General features: G+C 73.0%; 16 protein-coding genes and 1 tRNA gene. 1 reads left to right on the top strand and 16 read right to left on the bottom strand.

The features are described from left to right. Positions 1-5: 5 nt before the first annotated feature. Complete coding sequence (locus HYQ63_RS33780) at positions 6-2042, top strand: MBL fold metallo-hydrolase (protein ID WP_257232683.1); 2037 nt, start codon at positions 6-8, stop codon at positions 2040-2042. Between the two features lie 111 nt (positions 2043-2153). Here HYQ63_RS33780 and HYQ63_RS33775 read toward each other — a convergent pair. The 16 genes from HYQ63_RS33775 to HYQ63_RS33700 all read right to left on the bottom strand — a co-directional run bounded on the left by HYQ63_RS33775 (position 2154) and on the right by HYQ63_RS33700 (position 21380). Next, a tRNA-Leu gene (locus HYQ63_RS33775) sits at positions 2154-2241 on the bottom strand. A gap of 394 nt (positions 2242-2635) precedes the next feature. Beyond that, entirely contained in the window at positions 2636-3646 is a 1011-nt protein-coding gene (locus HYQ63_RS33770) for a sugar phosphate isomerase/epimerase (RefSeq protein WP_179937562.1), read from the bottom strand. 23 nt (positions 3647-3669) lie between these two features. Next, a complete protein-coding gene (locus HYQ63_RS33765) occupies positions 3670-5064 on the bottom strand; it encodes an alkaline phosphatase family protein (RefSeq protein WP_179937561.1) in 1395 nt (464 codons plus the stop codon). Next, positions 5061-6245, bottom strand: a complete 1185-nt coding sequence (gene eboE, locus HYQ63_RS33760; RefSeq protein ID WP_179937560.1) for a metabolite traffic protein EboE — start codon at positions 6243-6245, stop codon at positions 5061-5063. The genes HYQ63_RS33765 and eboE overlap by 4 nt, the downstream gene beginning before the upstream one ends. Positions 6246-6249: 4 nt before the next feature. Next, positions 6250-7137 (bottom strand): TatD family hydrolase, encoded by an 888-nt coding sequence (locus HYQ63_RS33755; RefSeq protein ID WP_179937559.1) that lies wholly within the window; start codon positions 7135-7137, stop codon positions 6250-6252. Then, positions 7137-7733 carry an EboA domain-containing protein gene (locus HYQ63_RS33750; protein ID WP_179937558.1) on the bottom strand — a complete coding sequence of 199 codons (597 nt, stop codon included), beginning with the start codon at positions 7731-7733 and terminating at the stop codon, positions 7137-7139. Before HYQ63_RS33750 ends, HYQ63_RS33755 begins: the two co-directional genes overlap by 1 nt. Beyond that, the gene (locus tag HYQ63_RS33745; protein ID WP_179937557.1) at positions 7727-8626 is read right to left on the bottom strand and encodes a sugar phosphate isomerase/epimerase; all 900 of its coding nucleotides are present in this window, start codon (positions 8624-8626) and stop codon (positions 7727-7729) included. The genes HYQ63_RS33750 and HYQ63_RS33745 overlap by 7 nt, the downstream gene beginning before the upstream one ends. Further along, on the bottom strand, positions 8623-9489 hold the full coding sequence (locus HYQ63_RS33740; protein ID WP_179937556.1) for an SCO3242 family prenyltransferase: 867 nt from the start codon (positions 9487-9489) through the stop codon (positions 8623-8625). Before HYQ63_RS33740 ends, HYQ63_RS33745 begins: the two co-directional genes overlap by 4 nt. Next, positions 9486-10574: an inositol-3-phosphate synthase gene (locus HYQ63_RS33735; protein ID WP_179940770.1), complete on the bottom strand. Its 1089-nt coding sequence runs from the start codon at positions 10572-10574 to the stop codon at positions 9486-9488. Before HYQ63_RS33735 ends, HYQ63_RS33740 begins: the two co-directional genes overlap by 4 nt. A 271-nt stretch (positions 10575-10845) precedes the next feature. Further along, positions 10846-12210: a ThuA domain-containing protein gene (locus HYQ63_RS33730; protein ID WP_179937555.1), complete on the bottom strand. Its 1365-nt coding sequence runs from the start codon at positions 12208-12210 to the stop codon at positions 10846-10848. Positions 12211-12292: 82 nt separating this feature from the next. Continuing rightward, positions 12293-14731 carry a PQQ-dependent sugar dehydrogenase gene (locus tag HYQ63_RS33725; RefSeq protein WP_257232309.1) on the bottom strand — a complete coding sequence of 813 codons (2439 nt, stop codon included), beginning with the start codon at positions 14729-14731 and terminating at the stop codon, positions 12293-12295. 723 nt (positions 14732-15454) lie between these two features. After that, a complete protein-coding gene (locus HYQ63_RS33720) occupies positions 15455-16456 on the bottom strand; it encodes a sugar phosphate isomerase/epimerase (RefSeq protein ID WP_179937553.1) in 1002 nt (333 codons plus the stop codon). A 13-nt stretch (positions 16457-16469) separates the two neighbouring features. Next, on the bottom strand, positions 16470-17669 hold the full coding sequence (locus HYQ63_RS33715) for a Gfo/Idh/MocA family protein (RefSeq protein ID WP_179937552.1): 1200 nt from the start codon (positions 17667-17669) through the stop codon (positions 16470-16472). Between the two features lie 53 nt (positions 17670-17722). Further along, positions 17723-18787, bottom strand: a complete 1065-nt coding sequence (locus HYQ63_RS33710; protein ID WP_179937551.1) for a substrate-binding domain-containing protein — start codon at positions 18785-18787, stop codon at positions 17723-17725. After that, complete coding sequence (locus tag HYQ63_RS33705; protein WP_373689172.1) at positions 18784-19848, bottom strand: ABC transporter permease; 1065 nt, start codon at positions 19846-19848, stop codon at positions 18784-18786. Before HYQ63_RS33705 ends, HYQ63_RS33710 begins: the two co-directional genes overlap by 4 nt. Then, entirely contained in the window at positions 19842-21380 is a 1539-nt protein-coding gene (locus HYQ63_RS33700) for a sugar ABC transporter ATP-binding protein (RefSeq protein ID WP_179937550.1), read from the bottom strand. The genes HYQ63_RS33705 and HYQ63_RS33700 overlap by 7 nt, the downstream gene beginning before the upstream one ends. Between the last annotated feature and the right edge of the window lie 314 nt (positions 21381-21694).

Here is a 21694-nt window from a genome sequence, read left to right as displayed (position 1 = left end):
CCGCCATGGAACCGGCCACGCCTCCCACCCCTGCGCAGTTGCTGCGGGCCGCCGAGATCGTGCTGTCCCGCCCGGCCATGGCGGGCGTCGCAGCCGCCACCTCGCCGGAACGGTACGCCGCCGAGCAGGAGGGGATACTCCGCCGCCTCTGGGACGGCTCGGCCGCCTTGCGTCGGACCGTCGGAGCATGGGACAGCGGTCGTGCCGTCCCCTCCTCGTCTTCCGCCCTGCCCGGGGCACGTCGACCGAGCACCGAGGAGCGCCAGGTCCAGCGTCTCAAGGGACAACTGGCCGAAGCCAAGGAACGAGCACGGCTGTACCGCGGCCGGGCCGAACGGGCCCAGGACGAGGTCACCGTGCTGCGCACGCGGCTGGAAGAGAGCGCCGAGCGGTCCCGGGAGGCGGAGGAGACCGCCACCACCGTCGCGATGGAACGGGACATCCTGTCCGCCCGCGCGAACGACCCCGTACGCGCCCTGCGCACGGTGCACCGTGCCCTGCGATCCGCGGCCGCCACTCGCTCCTCCGACCCGAGGGACTCGGCTGCGCCCGGGACCGACATCCTGCGGGCCCATCCCTCGGTGCGCCCGCTGCTGGAACTGATCGAGAGCGCCGGGGGCGACCGGGAGGGCCTGCTCAAGACCCTCGACGCGCTGCTTGTCCCCGATCTGCCCAGGGCGGCCCCGGCAGGTGCGGTGGAGACTTCCGTCGTGACCGGCCCACGGGTAGTGCCCCTCGGGGGAGGCACCGAGATCGGCGGTTCGTGCATCCTGGTGGAACTCGGCGACACGCGCGTGCTCGTCGACGCGGGCATCCGGAACGACGACCGTGCCGACCATGTGGCGCCCCGCCTGCTCGACACGGAACTGGCCTCCGGGCCACCGGTCGCCGCGGTCGTCGTCACGCACGCCCACAACGACCACGGCGGCTGGGTACCGGCGGTCGTCCGGCGCTGGCCGGGGGCGCGCGTGCTGTGCTCGTCGGCGACGGCGGAACTCCTGCCGCTCATGTGGCAGGACACCGCCCAGTTGATGCGCCGTCGGGCCGATGAACGCCGGAGGTGGGGAGAGCGGAGCGCCGACGCGCCGTACGGGCGGGCGGAGGTCAATGTCGCGAGCCGTGCCATCGAAGATCTGCCTTTCGGGTTCCGCGTCCCGATCGGCGACCTGGACATCGAGCTCTTCCCCGCCGGGCACATCCTCGGCTCCGCCGGGGTAGTGGTCCGAGGTGCCGGGCGCCGCATCGTGGTCAGTGGCGACGTGTCGGTCGAACGCCAGTTGGGAGCCGAACCGCTGAGTCTTCCGGTCACCACCGAGGAGACGGACCTGCTGGTCATGGAGTCGACGTGCTGCGACGCCCTTCACATGTCACGCGAGGCGATGGTCGAGGATCTGGTGCGCTCGGTCCGGGAGGTCTGCGAGAACGGTGGACGGGTACTCATCCCGGCCACGGCCCTCGGGCGGGCCCAGGAGATCGCACTGACCCTCAGTTCGCGGCTGCCCGACCTTCCGGTGCTCATCGACGGGCTGGCCGGGAACGTCGCCGAGACGTACGGCCGGCACGCCGAGGCAACCGCGGCGGAACGGGCGGTGCTGTCCGACCGGGTCCGACGAGTGAAAGACCGCCGGGCCGAGCAGCTCACCTTCCGTCAGGGGGTAGTCGTCTCCACCGCCGGCACGCTGCGCGGCGGTCCTGCCGTCATCTGGGCGCGGGACATTCTGCCGGATCCGGCCAACGCCCTCTTCATCTGCGGCTATCAGGACGAGGACGCCCCAGGACGCCGCCTGCTCGAACTGGCCGACGGCAACGGCACCCTGGATCTCCCGGACGGTCCGGTCGAGGTGCGAGCCGCAGTGCGGCAGTTCCAGCTCGGCGCCCACGCCGACCGGCGCGGACTCCTCCGGGTCATCGATGAGGTACAGCCCCACGAGATCATGCTGGTTCACGGGCGAGAGGAAGCCCAGCGGCGATTCCGCCGACTACTGCGGGAACGCGGAGACTGCCCGGTGGATACCGCGGCCTGGAGCCCTGCGCACAGCTGATCGCCGCCGAGCGCGGGGCCGAGGCATACCGGCTACTCGGCTTCACGCGCACCTACGATCATGGAACGCAAAAGGTGCTGGCCGAGACTCGACCAGCACCCACATGCTTCATGGTGTCCGAGGGGGGACTTGAACCCCCACGCCCGATAAAGGGCACTAGCACCTCAAGCTAGCGCGTCTGCCATTCCGCCACCCGGACAAGGTGTGCCCCGCGGTTCCCCGCGGCGACATGGACAACGATACCAAGGTTTTGGGGTGCGTTTCACCAGCGTATGTGTGCCGCCCAGCCCCGCGACGACCTGCGGTGACGTGGGGGGTGGGCGGGGCGTGAGCACGTGGGGTCACGGAGGGTGACGAGGGGGCCAGTTCCCCCGCGGGGACGTCGGCCCGCGGCGACTTGATCGAACGATTTGACGTACGCCCCCTGGACATCGATCGGCCGATGCGGAATAACGGGTTTCATACAGCATAACGTCGACTGTATGCAATCCACGTCGCCCTGCTGCTGCGCCAGCCGGGCCGGCCGCGGGTCCGGGACATCGCCCCGAACCCGCGGCCGATCAGCCGCGAGGCGGTGTGACCTCTCCGTGTGCTCAGTCGCCGCACCGCCCCGTGCGCAGATAGCGGGCGGAGCGACGGGCGGTGGTGAGCGAGTCGGCCGGGTTGTCGTGCTCCACCATCCAGTGGTGGTTCCGGCGCCCCCCGTGGGTCCTGCCGACCTTGCCGAGGAACCGTACGTAGTCGATGTCACCGTCCCCGACGTCCACCATGCGGTAGCCGTCGGGGACGGTTTCGTCGTGCTCGCCGTCCTTGACGTGGAACAGCGGATAGCGGTCCGGGTCGGCCAGGACGTAGTCGAGCGGTTCGAAGGGCGCCGGGGTGCCGTCGGCGCGTTTGCCGAAACGGTGCTGGGCGACGTACGCCCAGTAGATGTCCATCTCCAGGTGGACCAGCTCCGGGTCGGTCTCGGCGAGCAGCACGTCGTAGAGGCGGACGTCCGGGCGGTCGGTGGCGAAGGAGAACTCCTCAGCGTGGTTGTGCTGGTAGAACTTCATCCCGCGCGCCTTCGCGGCCGCGCCGTAGGTGTTGAAGTCCTCGGCGCAGCGCTTCCAGCCGTCGACCGTCGTGCCGTAGCGCCAGGGGCCGGACGCGGTGCCGACGTGCGGCAGGCCGAGGGCCTGGGCGTCGTCCAGCACCTTGGTGAGGTTGGTGGCGAAGGTGTAGGCGTTGGGATCGTCGGAGTAGTAGCCGACGTGGCTGCCGATGCCGCGCAGCCCGTTGTCGCGCAGCAACCGCTTCAGCTGCTTCAGGGTGATGGCGCCCGCCGACCCTTGGGTGTATCCGGCGAACTCCACCTGGTCGTAGCCGTAAGCCGCCAGTTCCTCGAAGACGCGGGCGAAGCCGATGGACTGCACCTGGTCGCGGAGGGTGTAGAGCTGGATGCCGAGGTGGCCGCGCGGCACGATCGGACCGCCCCTGCCGCCGCTGGTGGCATGCGCGGTGGTGGTGCCGAGCAGGGTGGCCGCGGTGGCTCCGGCGGCGACGCCGAGGAATCTCCGGCGGCGGAGGGCGGCGGCGAGTTCCGGGTGCTGGGCGCTTGTCACGTGCGTGTCTCCTGTCGGTTGGGTCAGGTGTTTTCGAGACCGGCGAGGCGGAGGAGCAGCGATTTGACGTCGGTGGCGGCCACCCGGCCGGGCACGGCGTCCGGCCGGGAGCAGATGAGCACCGGCCCGTCCTCGTCCCGGTCCGGCAACCGGCCGTGGCTGCCGCGCACCGGGGACGGATCGAGCGGGACGACGGCCATCCGGTAGCGCATCCCGAGCTTCTTGCGGGCCAGCGCGGTGGCCGCCCTGACACGCACATACGGGTCGACGGGGTCGAGGAAGAGTTCGGCCGGGTCGTAGCCGGGCTTGCGGTGGATGTCCACCAGCCGGGCGAAGTCGGGCGCGCGGTCGTCGTGCAGCCAGTAGTAGTACGTGAACCAGGCGTCCGGCTCGGCCACCGCGACCAGTTCGCCCGCGCGGGGGTGGTCCAGTCCGTGCGCCTTCTTCCCCTCGTCGTCGAGGAGTTCGGCGAGCCCGGACAGGCCGTCGAGGGCGGCCCGGGTGGCGGCCAGGTCCTCGGCGCGGCGTACGTAGACGTGCGCGAGCTGGTGGTCGGCCACCGCGAACGCGCGGGAGGCGCCCGGGTCCAGGTACTCCATGCCGTCCTGGGTGTGCACCTCCAGCAGCCCTGCGCGGCGCAGCGCCCGGTTGATGTCCACGGGACGGGACACGCGGGTGATGCCGTACTCGGACAGCGCCACGACCGTACGGCCCTGAGCCCGCGCGTCGTCCAGCAGCGGCCCCAGGGCGGTGTCCAGCGCGGTCGCGGCGGCGTGCGAGCGGGGGTCGTCGGGGCCGTGGCGCTGGAGGTCGTAGTCGAGGTGGGGGAGGTAGGTGAGGGTGAGGTCGGTGGGGTGGTGGCGCAGGATGTGGCGGGTCGCGTCGATGATCCACCGGGAGGAGACCAGATCGGCGCCGGGACCCCAGAAGTGGAAGAGGGGGAAGGTGCCGTGGGCGGCGGTGAGTTCGTCGTGGAGCGCGGGCGGCCGGGTGTAGCAGTCGGGCTCCTTGCGGCCGTCCGCGTAGTAGACGGGGCGCGGGGTGACGGTGATGTCGGTGTCCGCGCCCATCGCGTACCACCAGCAGATGTTGGCGACCGTGTAGCCGGGGTGGGCGCGGCGGGCCGCGTCCCACAGCTTGTCGCCGCCGACCAGGCCGTTGTGCTGCCGCCACAGCAGGACGTCGCCCTGCTCGCGGAAGTACCAGCCGTTGCCGACGATGCCGTGCTCGGCGGGGGTCGCGCCGGTGAGGAACGTCGACTGGGCGGCGCAGGTGACGGCGGGCAGCACGGTGCCGAGCGGGGCGTACGAACCGGAGTCGGCCAGGGCGCGCAGCCGGGGCATGTGGGCGAGCAGGCGCGGGGTGAGGCCGACGACGTCGAGGACGAGGAGGGGGGTGGGCTTCCCCGGGGCGCTCACGGCAGCTCCTTCAGGCCGAGGTCGGTCAACAGGTCGCGGGCCAGGGCGAGTTCGGCGGCGATGCCGTCGGCCAGCCGGTCGCGGTTGCGGGGCCGCAGCTCGGGCGGCAGCGCCTGCCAGGTGTACGTCTCGACCTCCAGGTGGCGGGTGAGCGGCGCCGGGCCGCCGACCAGCCGGGCGAGGGTGTCCGTGAGGACGGGCAGGGTGGAGGTGAGCGGCGGCTCGGGCGGGGCGTGCAGGGGCACGTGGAAGTGGGAGCGCCAGGGTGCGGCGGTGTCGAGCCCGCCCGGCGCGAGGGCCTGGTCGAGGTCGTCGGTGCCGCGTACGCCGTCCGCGGGGGTGCGGGTGCGGGTCTGGTGCAGGAAGCGCGGCTCGGCGAACGCCGCCAGGGCGGTGCGTACGGCGGGGCGGTGCGGCTCCTCGGCGTGCAGGGCGGCGGAGAGCTGCGCCTTGACGATGGGAACACCGGCCGCGGTGAGGGCGGCGGTGGCGGTGTGCGGGTCCTCGAACTGCGTCGCGAGGTGGCAGGTGTCCAGGCAGAGGCCGATGCGGCGGCGGGGTGCGCCCTCGGGGAGCGCGGTGAGCGCGTCGATGGCCTGGGCGGTGGTCTCGACGGTGCAGCCCGGCTCGGGTTCCAGGCCGATGCGGATCGAACGGCCGGTGAGGTCCTGGAGCGCGTCGAGCCGCGTGGCGAGCGTGGTGAGGTGGCCGAGCGCGGCCCGCCGCCGGACGGGGTCGAACGGCGCGCGCCACGCGAGCGGGAGGGTCGAGACGCTGCCCTCGGTGACGTCGTCCGGGAGCAGGGCGGCCAGCAGCCGGGCGAGGTGGCCGGTGTGGGTCAGCCGCTCGGTCTCCGTCCAGTCCGGCCGGTACACGCGGTACTTGACCTCCTCGGCGCCGAACCCCTCGTAAGGGAAGCCGTTGAGGGTGACGACCTCCAGGCCGCGCCGGTCGAGTTCGGTGCGCAGCCGGCGCAGGGCGGCCGGGTCGGCGGTCAGGGTGCGGGCGGCGTCGCGGGCCAGCCACAGGCCGATGCCGAGCCGGTCGCGGCCCAGGCGGCGGCGCACCGGCTCGCAGTGGTGGCGGAGCTGGTCCACGACGCCGTCGAGGTCTTCGGCGGGGTGGACGTTGGTGCAGTAGGCGAGGTGGACGGTGGAGCCGTCGGGGTGGCGGAAGCGCATGGGGTCACCGGCCTTCGGTGGTGGCGGTGGTCACCGGGGCGCCGCGGAGGATGGAGTTCCCCTCGTGGGTGGCGTGGGGTGTGGTGTCCTCGACGTCGAGGTCCAGCCGCCCGCTGAGCCCGTAGAACGCCACCGGGTTGCGCCACAGCACCTGGTCGACGTCGTCGTCGGTGAAGCCCGCCGCCAGCATCGCCTCCCCCACCGCGCGGGTCTTCAGCGGATCGCTGCGGCCCCAGTCCGCGGCGGAGTTCACCAGGATGCGGTCCCGTTCGGTGGCGTACTCGCGCAGCACGCGCACCATGCGGTCCGGGTCCATCTTGGTGTCCGGGTAGATCGAGAACCCGAGCCAGCAGCCGCTGTCGGTGGCCGCCCTTACGGTGGTCTCGTTGAGGTGGTCGAGCAGGACGCGGTCGGTGGGGAGGGCGGATTCGTGGACGACGTCGAGCGTGCGGGCCAGGCCCGCGGCCTTGTCGCGGTGCGGGGTGTGCACGAGGGCGGGCAGCCCGTGGTCGGCGGCGAGCTGGAGCTGCGCGGCGAGCGCGGCGTCCTCGGCGGGGGTCATCGCGTCATAGCCGATCTCGCCGACGGCGACCACGCCGTCCTTCACGAGATAGCGCGGCAGCTCGTCCAGGACGGGGAGGCAGCGGGGGTCGTTGGCCTCCTTGGGGTTGAGGGCGAGCGTGCAGTGGTGGGCGATGCCGTGCTGCGCGGCGCGGAAGGGCTCCCAGCCGAGGAGGGCGTCGAAGTAGTCGTAGAAGCTGGCGGGCGAGGTGCGGGGCTGGCCGAGCCAGAAGGACGGCTCGACGAGGGCGCGCACGCCCGCGGCGTACATGGCCTCGTAGTCGTCCGTGGTGCGGGAGGTCATGTGGATGTGCGGGTCGAAGATGCGCATCAGGGCTCCTCGGGGGTGGTGTGGGCCAGGACGCGAGAGAGATCCGCGGGCACGTCCCGCCCCGCGGCGGTGCGTTCGCGCGCGTAGTCGGTCAGCATGCGGGCCAGCTCGGCGTCGCCCCGGGCGCGGGCGGGCCACTCGGCCACGGCGTCCATGGGCACCCCGGTGAACAGGCACTTCAGTACGGCCTGCCGCCAGCCGTGCGCGTCGAGATGGCGCGCCGCGTACGGGCCGACCGCGGCGGCCACCAGGCGGGTGTCGTTGGTGCGCAGGGCGTCCTCGACCAGGGGGAGGGCGTCCGGGCCGGGGTCGAGATAGGGCAGCGAGAGGAGGACGGCCCGGCGCTCGGCGGCCGTGCCGTGCGTGTAGAGGCGGGTGAGCGTGCGGATGTCGGGGCGGGCCGCGTGGAGGAGCAGGATGCGGGTGGCGTCGGCGAGTTCGCCATGATGACTGCGGCGGCAGTGGCGGGCCGCGGCGGCGAAGTCCGCCTCCCAGTGGGGAGTGGTCGCCGCCTCGGCGAGGGCGCGGTCCAGCCAGGCGGCGGCGTCGCCGTCCAGGTGGTCGCGCACGGCCGTGTGCAGGTCCGCGATCAGCACGCGACGCCTCCCCTCGCGGCCGTGCGCTCCGCCGCCTTGAGGTACGCCAGGGAGGAGCGGGCCAGTTCGGGCCCCGCGTGCGAGTGGCGGGGCAGCTCGACACCGACCAGGCCCCGGTAGTCCATGGCGCGCAGCGCCTCCAGCACCGGCGGGACGTCCACCTCGCCCTCCCCGAACGGCAGATGCTCGTGCACACCGCGCCGCATGTCCTCGATCTGCACATGGCGGATCCACGGCGCGGCGGCGCGTACGCAGTCGGCGGGCGGGGCCGGTTCCAGGCACTGGCAGTGGCCGATGTCGAGCGTCAGCCCGAGCGCGGGCGGATCGCCCAGCTCCCGGCGGAGCCGGTGGAACCCGGCGAGATCCGCCAGCAGATGCCCCGGCTCGGGCTCGACGGCCAGGGGAACGCCCGCGGACGTGGCGGCCTCCAGCACCGGCTGGAGGGCGTCGCCCAGCCGCCGCCACGCGATGTCCTCCGCCGTCCCCGGCGGTCGCACACCGCTGAAGCAGTGCACCGCGTGCGCCCCCAGCTCCGCGGCCACCCGCACGGCGCGCACCAGCAGATCCACCCGGGCGGCGCGGGCCCCGGAGTCGGGATCGAGGAGCGTGGGGTGATGCTTGCGGCCCGGGTCGAGCACGTAGCGGGCCCCGGTCTCGATGGCAACGGTCAGCCCGAGCCGCGCGAGGCGCTGCCCGACGCGGCGGGTACGGGCGTCCAGGTCCGGGGCGAGGGGGTCGAGGTGCATGTGGTCGAGGGTGAGCGACACCCCGTCGTAGCCGAGGTCGGCGAGCAGGGCGAGGGCATCGTCGAGCCGGAGGTCGGTCAGCCCGTTGGTGCCGTAGGCGAAGCGGAGGGCGGCGGCCGGGGTCGGGGGCGGGGTCGGGGACGTCATGTCGGGCTGACCTTTCTGGACAGTCGCCGCGCGACGGGCATCAGCAGAAGCAACCCCATCCCCGCCCGCCCCGCCCCGGCCCGCGACGCAAGCGCCGCCTGAAGCGGAATCATCGCCCGGATGCCACCACCGACGGCGCGCTGGAGGAGCTGGGGGGAAGGATTGAGCGCGGCGTGCGCGAGGGGCCGGGCGGCGGTGGCGAGGTACGTGGCGGCGAGCGCGGCGGCGCGCACCCTCGTGGTGGTGCGCCCAGGGCTTCTTGTCGTTGCGCAGGTGATCGCCGCGGACGTGGCCAGGGCCGTCAGGGGGGCCTTCGATGAGCCGCCGGTCGTCTCGTGGCGGGAGACCCCGGTCACGGCGAGCGTGTGCGCGCCCAGGAGGGCCGCCGGGGCGACGGCCTGACGGGCAGCGGGGGCGTACGTGGCGGTGGCGCCGAGGAACAGGTCCAGCGATCGGGCCGTGGCCATAGCGTACGGGCCCGCCGGGGTGTTCTTCAGCCCCAGGTCGTACGCCCACACCGTGCCCGCCAGGGCCGCGGCCGTGGCGAGCGTCCGGCGGCCCGCCAGCGCCGCGCACACCAGCCCCGCCCCCGTCAGTCCGGTCGCGGCGGTCAGGGCGGCGGCCGGGGTGATCCGGCCCGACGGCAGGGGGCGTCCGGGGCGTTCGACGGCGTCGAGGTCGCGGTCCGCCCAGTCGTTGAGCGCCATGCCCGCCTCGTACAGGCACAGCGACGCGCCCACGGCGAGCGCGGTGCCGCGGTTCGGGGCGGTCCGCGTGGCCGCGGCGCCCGCGAGGGCGTCGCCGGGGACCGTGAACAGGGCCGAGACCCTGAGCAGTTCCGCCCAGGCGCGCGCCGACGTCATGACTGCTCCCGCAGCCGGGCGGCGAAACCGGTGAGGGCCGTGTACTGGTCGGCGAGGCCGGACGGGCCGCCGTCCGGGTCCTTGAAGTAGAAGCCGAGTTCGGTGAGCGGCCCGGTGAGACCCGCCTCGTGGGCGCGGGCCGTGAGGCGGGCGAGGTCGAGGACGAGCGGCGCGGCGAGGGCCGAGTCGCAGCCCTGCCAGATGGTCTGGAGGACCATGCGGGAGCCGAGGAAGCCCTCGAACGCGACGTGATCCCACGCGGTCTTCCAGTCGCCGAGCGCGGGCACGTTGTCGATGTGCAGCTCGCCGTCCGGGAGTTCGCCGAGGGTGTCGGCGAGGACCCGCGCCTTGCCCGCGTTCTTCGCGGCCGCGGCGGCGGGGTCGGCGAGCGCGGCGCCATCCCCGCCGCCCAGCAGGTTGGTGCCGGACCACGCCCGTACGGGCAGCGCACGTTGCGCGAACATCGGCGCGAGCACGGACCGCAGCAGCGTCTGCCCCGTCTTGCCGTCACGCCCGGCGTACGGCAGCCCGGAGCGGGTCGCCACCTCGCGGAGGCTGGGGTGATGCAGCCCGGTGGACGGGGTGAAGTTGACGTACGGACACCCGGCGCGGAGCGCGGCGCAGGCGTAGAGGGAGCTGGGCGGCAGCCGGTCACCGCCGGTGGGAACGGGTTCGGTGGAGGCGACGTTGACGACGACGGCGCGGGCGAGGTGATGCGTACGGCGGAACGCGTCGAGGTCGTGGGCGAAGGCGTCGATCAGCTCGTCGTCGCCGCGGGTGTCCCCGGGCTGCGGTCCTCCGGGGCGGATCGCGTCGTCGGCGGCGGTCAGTTCGGCGCGTACGGCATCGGGGAGCCCGTACGGCAGCACCCCCTCGGCGGCCAGCGCCTCGGCGCGCTTGGGGAGCGGGGTGGTGGCGGTGTCGTGGCCACCGAAGACCAGATCGCCGAGCGCGGGCAGACCGCTGTCCGCGAACGGCGCGGTCTCGGTCACCATCCCGGTCGCGGGCTGAAGCCCCGCCGCGACGGCGGCACACCCGACGACGGCGGTGGTGGCGACCGAACCGCGCGCGCCGATGAGCCACATGCCGGTGCGGAGACCGCCGCCCGGGGTGCCGGTGGGGTGGGGATGGAGGTGGGTGGTGTCGGGGCCGGTGGTCACTGGCTGCCTCCCGGGTGCCGGTCGGTTGCGCGGATACGCGGTGGCGGTGGCGGTGGCCGTAGGGGTGGTGCGGGCACGGCCGTTCGGCGCCCGCCGCGGCGGCGGGGAGGAGGCGGCGTACTCCTCCCCGCCGCCTGATGCCGCCCTACGGCTCCCCTCGGGCCGTTGGGCGGCCGATCAGGGCCGGTCAGGGACGTCAGGACGGGAGTTCCTTGACGCGGATGTTGCGGAACGCGACCTCGTCGCCGTCCCCGTGGTTCTGGATGCCGACGTGGCCGCGGCGCAGGCTGCGCTCCGGGTCGTGGTTGGTGAAGTCGTTGATCCGTACGCCGTTGAGCCAGATCTGGAGCCGCTCGCCGCGCACCCTGATCTCGTACGTGTTCCACTCCCCCGGCGGATTCAGCGCCGCGTCCCGCTTCGCCAGGTCGGCGGACTGGAAGCCGTACACCGCGCCGGTGGTCTTCTCCGGGGCGTCCGTCGCGTCGATCTGGATCTCGTAGCCGCGGTCGACCGCGGACCAGGGGTCGTCGGAGGCGGGGAAGCCGACGAAGACGCCGGAGTTGTCGTCCCCAGCGGCCCCGGCCATCCGCCAGTCCAGCTTCAGCGAGTACGACCGCAGCTCCCGCGCCTCGTACCAGAGCAGGCCCATGCCGCCCGCCGAGGTGAGGGTGCCGGTGGCGGGGTCGAGGGTGAAGCCGCCCGGTCCGGCCTGTTTCCAGCCCGCCACCGACGTGCCGTCGAAGAGGGGCCGGTAGCCGCGCTCCGGGCGGCAGTCGGCGCGGGCGGCGCCGGTGGCGTAGCGGATGCCGCCGAGCAGGTGCTGCCGGAAGGCGGGGTCGGCGTAGGACTCCTTGGTGTGGCCGAGGCCGGTGTAGAAGGCGCGGCCGCCGCGGTAGTCCTGGCACCAGGCGATGGGGTGGTCCTCCCCCATCCCACCGCCCTCGTACGAGGTTTCGTCGAGGGTGGCGAGGATGTGGGCCCGGTCGCGCGGGTTGCTGCGGTAGTCGTACCACTCGTCGGTGCGCTGCCACGCCGCGCCCAGGTGCGCCGTGGCCGGGTGGGCGCGGTCCTCGACGGCGAGGGTGGCCTGCTGGATGGCGGGGTGGGTCCGGAAGTACGCGCCGACGAGGCCGCCGTAGAACGGCCAGTCGTACTCGGTGTCGGCGGCCGCGTGCACCCCGGCGAATCCGCCGCCCGCCCGGATGTAGCGCTCGAAGGCGGACTGCTGCGCGGCGTCGAGGACGTCGCCGGTGGTGGAGAGGAAGACGACGGCGTCGTAGCGGGCGAGGTTGGCGCGGGTGAACGCGGCGGCGTCCTCGGTGGCGTCGACGGCGAAGCCGTACTGGGCGCCGAGGTCCCGGATGGCGGCGATGCCGTCGGGGATCGCGTCGTGGCGGAAGGCTGCCGTCTTGGAGAAGACGAGGACGCGGTCGTTCTGCGATGGGGACGCGCCGGAAGCCGCCGCAGGGGGCAGGGCCGTGGCGGCGAGCAGCAGCGCGGCCACGGCGGATGTCCGTAGGAGGGCTGCGCGGGGTCTGGAGCGGCGGGGGTGCGGGGGCATGGCCGGGTACTCCTTCCTCCGGGTGCGGACCCGTGGCCCGGGGCGGACGGGCGCGCCGCCGCCCCGGGCCACGGGCGGGCGGTCAGCCGGTGCCGATGGTGAAGTCGTCCACGTCGTACAGCGCTCCCGCCCCGCCCTTGAAGACGAGGTAGAGCGTGGTGGTGCGGGCCGGGGGCTTGCGCAGCGTCGTCTTGACGTCCTGGAACGTCTCCCAGCCGCCGGTCACCGGCACGGTGGCCCGGCCCAGCAGCTGCCCGGTCGGGGAGCCGGCGCGTACGTCGAGCGTGCCGCCCGCGCCCGCGGAGGAGACGCGTGCGGTGAAGTCCTTGGCGTTGCCGAGGAGATACGGGGTGAACGCGATCCAGTCGCCGTTGTCGATGTCGCCGACCGTCTTGCCGCCGTTGGCCGGGGCGTGGCTGATGACGGAGACGCCCTGGGAGTCGTCGTAGTGCTCGGCCTGACGGTGGCGGGGCTGGACGACGTTCTGGTCGTGGGTGGTCAGCGACGGCTGGCCGCCCCCGCCGTTGTCGGTGTACTCGGCGTCGAAGACCCCGAAGATGTTGGCGTTGGGGTCGTGTTCGCCGTCGGCGCTGGTCTTGAGCGTTCCGGAGCAGCCGGTGGCCGAAGTGACGGGGTGGCCGTGGCTGTCGTGGCCGAGGACATGGGTGACCTTGACCTTGGCGCAGTCGATGGTCCGGTCCTCGGGGTCGGTCACCTTCACCTTGAACGGCACCTCGTCGCCGAAGGTGAACAGCTGGCCGTCGCCGGGCAGTTGCAGCGTCACCTTGGGGGCGGTGTTGCCGACGGTCAGGTGCACGCCGGCGCTGCCGCTGCGGCCGGTGGGGTCCGTGGCGGTGACGGTGGCGGTGTAGGTGCCGTTCCTGGTGTACCGGTGGGTGGGGTTCGGGGCGGTGGAGGTGTGGCCGTCGCCGAAGTCCCAGCGGTACGTGAGCGTGTCGCCGTCGGCGTCGGCGGTGCCCGCCGAGCTGAACGCGACCTTCATGGGCGCCTTGCCGGAGGTGCGGTCGGCGGCGGCCTCGGCGATCGGCGAGTAGCCGTCGGTGGCGTTCTCGATGCGGTAGAGGGCGGAGTGTTCGTCGCCGCCGAACCAGTTCAGCCCGTAGTCGAGGACGTACAGCGCGCCGTCCGGGCCGAAGGCGGAGTCCATCACCTGGGTGCCGGTCCAGGGGAAGTCGTTGATCTTCTCCACGGTGCCGTCGGCGCCCTGCTCGATGCGCTTGATCCACTGGCGGCCGAACTCGGTCGCGAAGAAGTCGCCGTCGTAGCCTTCCGGGAACTTGACCGGGGAGTCGAGCGAGGCGTCGTAACGGTAGACCGGGCCGCCCATCGGCGACTCGGAACCGGTGCCGAACTCGGGCACCGAGTCGTTGTCGTACGGGATCCAGGCGGGCTGGGCGGGCGGCAGGTCGGTCAGCCCGGTGTTGTGCGGCGAGGTGTTCTTCGGTGCGGCGCAGTCGAAGGCCGGGCCGGAGGCGCCGGTGGCGAAGTCGTAGTCCCGGTACGGCTTGTTGTCGCCGACGCAGTACGGCCAGCCGAAGTTGCCGGGCTTGGTGACGCGCGCGAACTCGACCATGCCCGCCGGGCCGCGGTTCGGGTCGGCGGCGCCCGCGTCCGGCCCGTAGTCGCCGACGTAGACCGTGCCGGTCGGCTTGTCGATGTTGATCCGGAACGGGTTGCGGAAGCCCATCGCGTAGATCTCGGGGCGGGTCTTCTCGGTGCCGGGCGCGAAGAGGTTGCCGTCCGGGACGGTGTACGAGCCGTCCGCGGCCACCTTGATACGGAGGATCTTGCCGCGCAGGTCGTTGGTGTTGCCCGCGGAGCGGCGCGCGTCATAGGCGGGGTTGCGGTCGGGGCGCTCGTCGATGGGGGTGAAGCCGTCGGAGGCGAACGGGTTGGTGTCGTCGCCGGTCGAGAGGTAGAGGTTGCCCTCGGCGTCGAAGTCGATGTCGCCGCCGACGTGGCAGCAGGTGCCGCGGGAGGCGGGGACGTCGAGGATCTTCTTCTCGCTGGCGGTGTTGAGGGTGCCGTCGGCGTCGAGGGTGAAGCGGGAGAGGCGGTTGACGCCGTCGAACTTCGCGAAGTCGGCCGCCGTGCCCTCGTTGGGGGCGTCGCCCGCGGGGGTGTCCAACGGGGGTGCGTAGTAGAGGTAGATGGCGCGGTTCTCTTCGAACCCGGGGTCGATGCCGACGCCCTGGAGCCCCTCCTCGTCGTGCGAGTAGACCGGGAGCTTGCCGGACACCTTGGTGTCGCCGCCCGCGTCTGTCAGGCGGAGGGTGCCGTCGCGGGACGTGTGCAGCACCGAGCGGTCGGGGAGGACGGCGAGCGACATGGGCTCACCGGTCTCGGCCGCGCCCTTGGCGAGCGTGACCTGCTGGAACTTCTCCTCCGCCTGGTCCGCTCCCGCTGGTGGGGATGCGGTGAACGCGAGCCCCGCGCCCACGAGCAGCGAACTCGTGACGAGCGCGAGGGAGCCGCGCAGTCCATGCCGTTTCCTGTGCACGCTGATCCTCCGGGAAAAGAGGGGGTGTACGGACGGGGGCCGTTGGCCGCCCGACCTGGCACAGGCGCGCGCCGTCGCGCCGTTCGATGACCGGTTCGGGGTGAGGGGCCCCATGTGACCGGTACATCTCAAGGACGGTAGCGTGGTTTGTCCGGTTCGGAAACCCCTTTGACACGGGGCGGGTTGGCTTGGTCCGCGGGGAGGACAAAGCCGGTGGGGTGTTGGGCGGGTTCCTCTCCCCCACCCCGCCCCTCCCCGAACTGGGGGCAGGCCCCCAGCCCCCCGAGGTTCTAGGGCGCGCCGTTCGGGCCCGGGTCCGGCCAGGGCGCCGCGCAGCGCCTCCACCGGACCGGCACGGACCGCAGCCCCGGGCACGGGCAGGGGCCAACCCCGGCGCACCGAGAGCCCCGCGCCCCGGAATCCCGTGTGCGTGCCGTCGCGCGCTCCGTCGGCCTCGGCGACCCGGCATTGCCCAGCCCTGCCGGGCCGGGGGTCTGGGGGCTTGCCCCCAGTTTCGGGAAGGGGCGGGGTGGGGGAAGAATCGGCCCCCGCGCCGACCCACCCCACCCCCACCCCCGGCGAGGCCGGGGGTGGCGGCCCGGCGCCCGGGCCACGGCGTAGGCCGAAGCCTGGCAACCGCGTTGCCCCGCCGGACTCGCAGGCCCCGGCAGCCCCGGGGCGTGGGCCGGGCCGGGCGGAGTTCGGGTGCGTGGCCGGGAGGGCTCAGGCGCCGCCGAAAGCCGCGTCGAAGGAGGACGTCGGGGGGTCGAAGTCGTAGGACTTCAAGTGGTGCAGGGCCTCGGGGGCGCCGGTCAGGCGGTCCATGCCCGCGTCCTCCCACTCCACCGAGATCGGGCCGTCGTACGCGATGGAGCGCAGCATGCGGAAGACGTCCTCCCAGGGCACGTCGCCGTGGCCCGCGGAGACGAAGTCCCAGCCGCGGCGGGGGTCGCCCCAGGGGAGGTGGGAGCCCAGGCGGCCGTTGCGGCCGTCGAGGCGGCGGCGGGCCTCCTTGCAGTCGACGTGGTAGATCCGGTCGCGGAAGTCCCACAGGAAGCCGACCGGGTCGAGGTCCTGCCAGACGAAGTGGCTGGGGTCGAAGTTGAGGCCGAAGGCGGGGCGGTGGCCGACGGCTTCGAGGGCGCGGTGGGTCGTCCAGTAGTCGTACGCGATCTCGCTCGGGTGGACCTCGTGGGCGAAGCGCACGCCCTCGGCGTCGAAGACGTCGAGGATGGGGTTCCAGCGCGTGGCGAAGTCCTCGTAGCCGCGGTCGATCATGCCGGGCGGCACCGGCGGGAACATGGCGACCAGGTGCCAGATGGACGAGCCGGTGAAGCCGATGACGGTGCGCACGCCGAAGGCGGCCGCGGCGCGGGCCGTGTCGGCCATTTCGGCGGCGGCCCGCTGCCGTACGCCTTCCGCGTCGCCGTCGCCCCAGATGCGGGCGGGGAGGATGGCCTGGTGGCGTTCGTCGATGGGGTGGTCGCAGACGGCCTGGCCGACCAGGTGGTTGGAGATGGCCCAGCACTGGAGGCCGTACTTGTCGAGGAGCCGGCGGCGCCCGTCGAGGTAGCCGGGCTCGCCGAGCGCGCGGCCGACCTCGAAGTGGTCGCCCCAGCAGGCGAGTTCGAGGCCGTCGTAGCCGAAGTCGCGGGCGTGGCGGCAGACCTCCTCCAGTGGCAGGTCCGCCCACTGGCCGGTGAAGAGGGTGAAGGGTCTGGGCATGGGGGCCTCCTCCTCAGGCGGGCACGGGTGTGTAGACGCAGTTCTTCTCGGCGCTGTCCTCGACCGCGGCCAGCACCCGCTGCACCTGGAGCCCGTCCTCGAAGGACGGCTCGGGGTCGGTTCCGGCGGCGATGGCCGCCACCATGTCGCGCGCCTGGTGGACGAAGGTGTGGTCGTAGCCGAGCCCGTGGCCCGGGGGCCACCAGGCCGCCAGGTAGGGGTGGTCGGGTTCGGTGACGAGGATGCGGCGGAAGCCGGAGTCGGCGGCGGGGGCGGTGTGGTCGTGGAAGGACAGCTCGTTGAGCCGTTCGAGGTCGAAGGCGAGCGAGCCGTGGTCGCCGTTCAGCTCGATGCGCAGCGAGTTCTTGCGCCCGGCGGCGAAGCGGCTGGCCTCGAAGGAGGCCAGCGCGCCGGAGGCGAGCCGACCGGTGAACAGGGCGGCGTCGTCGACCGTGACCGGGCCGCGCGCCGCCGCACCGGAATGCGCCGCGCCCGGGCCCGCGGCGCCCGGAAGCGGACGGTCCCGTACGAAGGTTTCGGTAAGTGCCGAGACGCCGACCAGCCGCTCCCCCGCCAGGTACTGCGCGAGGTCCACGATGTGCGCACCGAGGTCGCCGAGCGCGCCGGAGCCCGCCAGTTCCCGGCGCAGCCGCCACACCAGGGGGAATTCCGGATCCACGATCCAGTCCTGGAGGTAGGTGACCCGTACGTGGCGCAGGACGCCGATCCGGCCCCCGGCCACCATGCGGCGGGCCTGCGCGATCGCGGGCGTACGGCGGTAGTTGAAGCCCACCATCGCCCGCTGTCCGCGCGTCCGGGCCCGGCGCGCCGCGTCGGCCATGGCTTCCGCTTCGGCGACCGAGTTGGCGAGGGGCTTCTCGCACAGCACGTGCTTACCGGCCTCCAGCGCGGCGATCGCGATCTCGGCGTGGCTGTCTCCGGGGGTGCAGACGTCGACCAGCTGCACATCGTCCCGGGCGATCAGATCGCGCCAGTCGGTCTCGGCGGCCGCCCAGCCGTGTTTGTCCGCGGCGGCGCGGACGGCGTCCGGGTCGCGGCCGCAGATGGCGGCCATGGCGGGGCGGAGTGGGAGGTCGAAGACGCGGGCCGCGGTGCGCCAGCCCTGGGAGTGGGCGGCGCCCATGAAGGCGTAGCCGACCATGCCGATGCCGAGGCCCTGTGCTTCGGCCTGTTGCGCTTCGGGGTGTTCCATGAGGCTCCTCTCAGATCGCGGCGGATGCGAGGTGGAGATGGGGCCTGGCCGAATCAGCTGAATCCCGTGGGCAGGTACTCGTCCACGTTGTCCTTGGTCACGACGGCCGAGTAGAGGGTGAGGGACGCGGGGATCTCCAGCTCGGCCAGGCCCCCGACGCCGTTGCCCTGGCCGAGCGCGCGGGCCAGGTCGATGGCGGAGGCGGCCATCGTCGGCGGGTACAGGACGGTGGCCTTGAGGACGGTGTTGTCGGCCTTGATGGCGTCCATGGCCCGCTTGGCGCCCGCGCCGCCGACCATCAGGAAGTCGTCGCGTCCGGCCTGCTGGATGGCGCGTTCGGCGCCGACGCCCTGGTCGTCGTCGTGGTTCCACAGGGCGTCGAAGCCGGAGTGGGCCTGGAGCAGCTGGGCCATCTTCGACTGGCCGGACTCGACGGTGAATTCGGCGGCCTGGCGGCCCACCTTCTTGATGTTGGGGTAGTTCTTGAGGGCGTCGTCGAAACCGGCCGTGCGCTGGCGGGTCAGTTCCAGGTTGTCCAGCCCGGCCAGCTCCACCACCTTGGCGTTCTTCTTGCCCTTGAGCTGTTCGCCGATGTAGCGACCGGCGTTGAGCCCCATGCCGTAGTTGTCGCCGCCGATCCAGCAGCGGTACGCCTGCGGGGAGGCGAAGACGCGGTCGAGGTTGACGACGGGGATGCCCGACTCCATGGCCTTCAGCCCGACCTGGGTGAGCGCCTTGCCGTCGGCGGGCAGGATGACCAGGACGTCGACCTTCTTGTTGATGAGGGTCTCGATCTGCCCGATCTGCTGGGCGGTGTCGTTGGAGCCCTCCGTGCTGACCAGCGTGACGTCCTGGTACTCCTTGGCTCGCCGTTTGGCCTGCTCGTTGATGGCGTTGAGCCAGCCGTGGTCGGCCTGCGGCCCGGCGAAGCCGATGGTGACCTTCTTGCCGGGCTTCTTGTCGGCGGCGCCCGCGGGCTGCTTGCCCTCGTCCTTGCTGTCGTTGTTCTCGTTGCTGGTGCAGCCGGCCGCGAACAGCGCGCCCGCCGCGGCGGTGCCCAGGAGGAGGTTTCTGCGGCTGGTGGGGTTTCCCTGGGTGTGGTTCGGGGTGTGGTTCATGGCGTCGAACGACCCTTCTGTACCAGGACGGCGGCGACGATGATCGCGCCCTTGGCGATCTGCTGGACATCGCTCTGGAGGTTGTTCAGGGCGAAGAGGTTGGTGATGGTGGTGAAGACGAGGACGCCGAGGACGGAGCCGGTGATGGTGCCGCGGCCGCCGCTGAGCAGGGTGCCGCCGATGATGGCGGCGGCGATGGCGTCGAGTTCGTACAGGTTGCCGTTGGTGTTCTGGCCGGAGCCGGTGAGGACGACCAGCATGAACGCGGCGATGCCGCAGCACAGCCCGGACAGCAGATACAGCAGCAGCCGCTGGCGCCGTACGTCGATGCCCGCGAGCCGGGCCGCCTCCGGGTTGCCGCCGATGGCGACGGTGCGCCGCCCGAAGGTCGTACGGCCCAGCAGCAGCCAGCCGAGGACCGTGACCGCGGCGAAGATCATCACCAGCGGTGGGATGCCGAGCACGTAGGAGTCGCGGAGCCCGAGGTCCAGGACCGGCTTGACGGTGATGACCTGCGTCTTGCCGTCGCTGATCAGGAGCGCGAGGCCGCGCGCGGAGGCCAGCATGGCGAGGGTGGCGATGAACGGGACCACGCTGCCGTACGCGATGAGCACACCGTTGACCAGGCCGCAGCCGAGCCCCACGAGTACGGCGCACATCAGGATGCCGCCGAAACCGTAGTCCTGGGTGGCGAGCGTGGTGGCCCACACCGAGGCGAGCGCGACGATCGCGCCGACGGACAGATCGATGCCGCCGCTGGTGATGACGAAGGTCACGCCGACGGTGACGACGCCGATGACGGACGCCTGGGTGAGGACGAGTTGCAGGTTGTCGGTGCTCAGGAACGCGTCGGGCTTGGTGATGCCGCCCACGACGACGAGGACGGCGAGCACGCCGAGGAGGGAGAGGTTGCGGACGTCGGCGAGGCCTCTGAGGCCGCCGCCCTTGGCCGGTGGCCCGGCGGCGGGCCCGGGCCCGGCTGCCTTCGTGAGCGTGGCGGCGGCGCCGGGGACGGCGTCGGCGCCCGTGTCGGCGTCGGCGCCTCCGGGTGAGTTCAGCACGACGGACTCCCTTCCATCACGAGATCGAGGACGCGGTGCTCGTCCAGTTCGCCCGCGGGCGCCGTATGCACGACACGCCCCTCGCGAAGCACCAGCACCCGGTCGGCGAGGCCGAGGACTTCGGGCAGTTCGCTGGAGACCAGCAGCACCGCCATGCCGTCGTCGGCGAGGCGGCGGATCACCGCGTACAGCTCGGCGCGGGCGCCGACGTCCACCCCGCGGGTGGGCTCGTCCAGCAGCAGCACCCGGCAGCCGCGCAGCAGCCAGCGCGCCAGCACCGCCTTCTGCTGATTGCCGCCGGACAACGTGCGCACCGGCCGCTCCGGGTCGTCCGGGTGCAGCGACAGATCGCGCACGCTGCGGCGGGCCGCGTCCCGCTCGGCGCCGTGGTCCAGCCAACCGGCCCGGGAGAAGCGGGCGAGGGAGGAGACGGAGACGTTACGGGTGACGGACTCCAGCATCAGCAGCGCCTGCGCCTTGCGCTCCTCGGGCGCCAGCCCGAGCCCGGCGCGCACGGCGGCGGACACGCTGCCGGGGCGCAGCGGGCGGCCGTCGACGAGGACACGTCCCGCGGTGGGGCGGCGGGCACCGTAGACGGTCTCCAGGATCTCGGACCGGCCGGAGCCGACGAGTCCGGCGAGCCCCACGATCTCGCCGGGCGCCACGTCGAGGTCCACCGGCTCGAACTCCCCGGCCCTGGCCAGCCCTTGGAGTCGCAGCACGGGTTGGTGTGGGGTGGGGACTTCGGTGGTGCGGCGGGGGAACGCGTACTCGACATCACGGCCCGTCATCAGCGCGACGACGTCACGGGTGGGCGTCGTACGGGCGGGCAGCCCGCGGGCGGCGGCGCGGCCGTCCTTCAGCACGGTGACGCGGTCGCCGATGCGGCGGATCTCCTCCAGCCGGTGCGAGATGTAGACGACCGCCACGCCACCGGTCGTGAGGTCCCCGACGATACGGAAGAGGTTGTCCACCTCGTCGGGGTCGAGCGCGGCGGACGGCTCGTCCATGACGATCAGCCGTACGTCGTGCGAGAGGGCGCGGGCCATGGACACGATCTGCTGTGCGGCGGCGGAGAGTTCGCCCACCAGCCGCCGCGGGTCGATCTCGGGGTGGCCGAGGCGGGCCAGCAGCTCGGCGGCGGTGCCCCGGGCGGCCCGGGACCGTACGAAGCCCGCGGTGGCGGGCTCGTGGCCGAGGAAGATGTTCTCGGCCACGGACAGGCCCTCCACCAGGTCGAGTTCCTGGTAGATGGTGGCGATGCCGAGGCGCATGGCGGCGACGGGCGACTTCAGGGCAACGGGCGCGCCCTGCCACACGATCTCCCCGCCGTCCGGCTGGTGGGCCCCGGCCAGCACCTTGATCAGCGTGGACTTGCCCGCGCCGTTCTGCCCCAGCAGGCAGTGCACCTCGCCCGCCTGGACGTCGAGGTCGACGCCGTCGAGGGCCCGTACGCCGGGGAAGGACTTGGTGATGCCGGACATGGTGAGGAGCGGGGGCGGGTTCGTCTGACGCGGTTCGGGTGGTGCCATGGCGAGCCTCCTCGGGCGGGTCGCTGTGGCGGTGCGGATCGCTGTCGCGGTGTGCGGGGTTGCGGGGTACGCGGTGCTGTGGCGGTGCGGGTTGCCGTTTGCTGGTGCCGTGCGGGTGGTGCGGCTGCTGCTCTCCCCCGCCCCGGCCCTCCCCGACCCCGGGGCCCCGCCCCGGCCCCCGCTCCTCGAACGCCGGAGGGGCTGGTGGTGCCGAGGCGATAACGGACACCTGCGGCAGGCGCCCTCTGGGGGCCGGGTGCCCAGGGCGCCGGGGGTGTCGCGCGTGCTGCGCGCTGTGCCTCGGTACGGTCCGT

The organism is Streptomyces sp. Rer75 (genome assembly GCF_013414305.1).
Lineage (GTDB): Bacteria > Actinomycetota > Actinomycetes > Streptomycetales > Streptomycetaceae > Streptomyces > Streptomyces himastatinicus.
The sequence above is the reverse complement of the archived record's forward strand: the minus strand, read 5'-3'. Positions and strand labels throughout refer to the sequence as shown.

What these genes read in the sequence shown, in the direction of transcription:
- HYQ63_RS33710 (WP_179937551.1), bottom strand. Translation starts at nt 18,787, where the DNA reads ATGAACCACACCCCGAACCACACCCAGGGAAACCCCACCAGCCGCAGA.
- HYQ63_RS33755 (WP_179937559.1), bottom strand. Translation starts at nt 7,137, where the DNA reads ATGCGCATCTTCGACCCGCACATCCACATGACCTCCCGCACCACGGAC.
- HYQ63_RS33780 (WP_257232683.1), top strand. Translation starts at nt 6, where the DNA reads ATGGAACCGGCCACGCCTCCCACCCCTGCGCAGTTGCTGCGGGCCGCC.
- HYQ63_RS33700 (WP_179937550.1), bottom strand. Translation starts at nt 21,380, where the DNA reads ATGGCACCACCCGAACCGCGTCAGACGAACCCGCCCCCGCTCCTCACC.
- HYQ63_RS33715 (WP_179937552.1), bottom strand. Translation starts at nt 17,669, where the DNA reads ATGGAACACCCCGAAGCGCAACAGGCCGAAGCACAGGGCCTCGGCATC.
- eboE (WP_179937560.1), bottom strand. Translation starts at nt 6,245, where the DNA reads ATGCGCTTCCGCCACCCCGACGGCTCCACCGTCCACCTCGCCTACTGC.
- HYQ63_RS33735 (WP_179940770.1), bottom strand. Translation starts at nt 10,574, where the DNA reads ATGTGGCTCATCGGCGCGCGCGGTTCGGTCGCCACCACCGCCGTCGTC.
- HYQ63_RS33720 (WP_179937553.1), bottom strand. Translation starts at nt 16,456, where the DNA reads ATGCCCAGACCCTTCACCCTCTTCACCGGCCAGTGGGCGGACCTGCCA.
- HYQ63_RS33740 (WP_179937556.1), bottom strand. Translation starts at nt 9,489, where the DNA reads ATGACGTCGGCGCGCGCCTGGGCGGAACTGCTCAGGGTCTCGGCCCTG.
- HYQ63_RS33730 (WP_179937555.1), bottom strand. Translation starts at nt 12,210, where the DNA reads ATGCCCCCGCACCCCCGCCGCTCCAGACCCCGCGCAGCCCTCCTACGG.
- HYQ63_RS33745 (WP_179937557.1), bottom strand. Translation starts at nt 8,626, where the DNA reads ATGACGTCCCCGACCCCGCCCCCGACCCCGGCCGCCGCCCTCCGCTTC.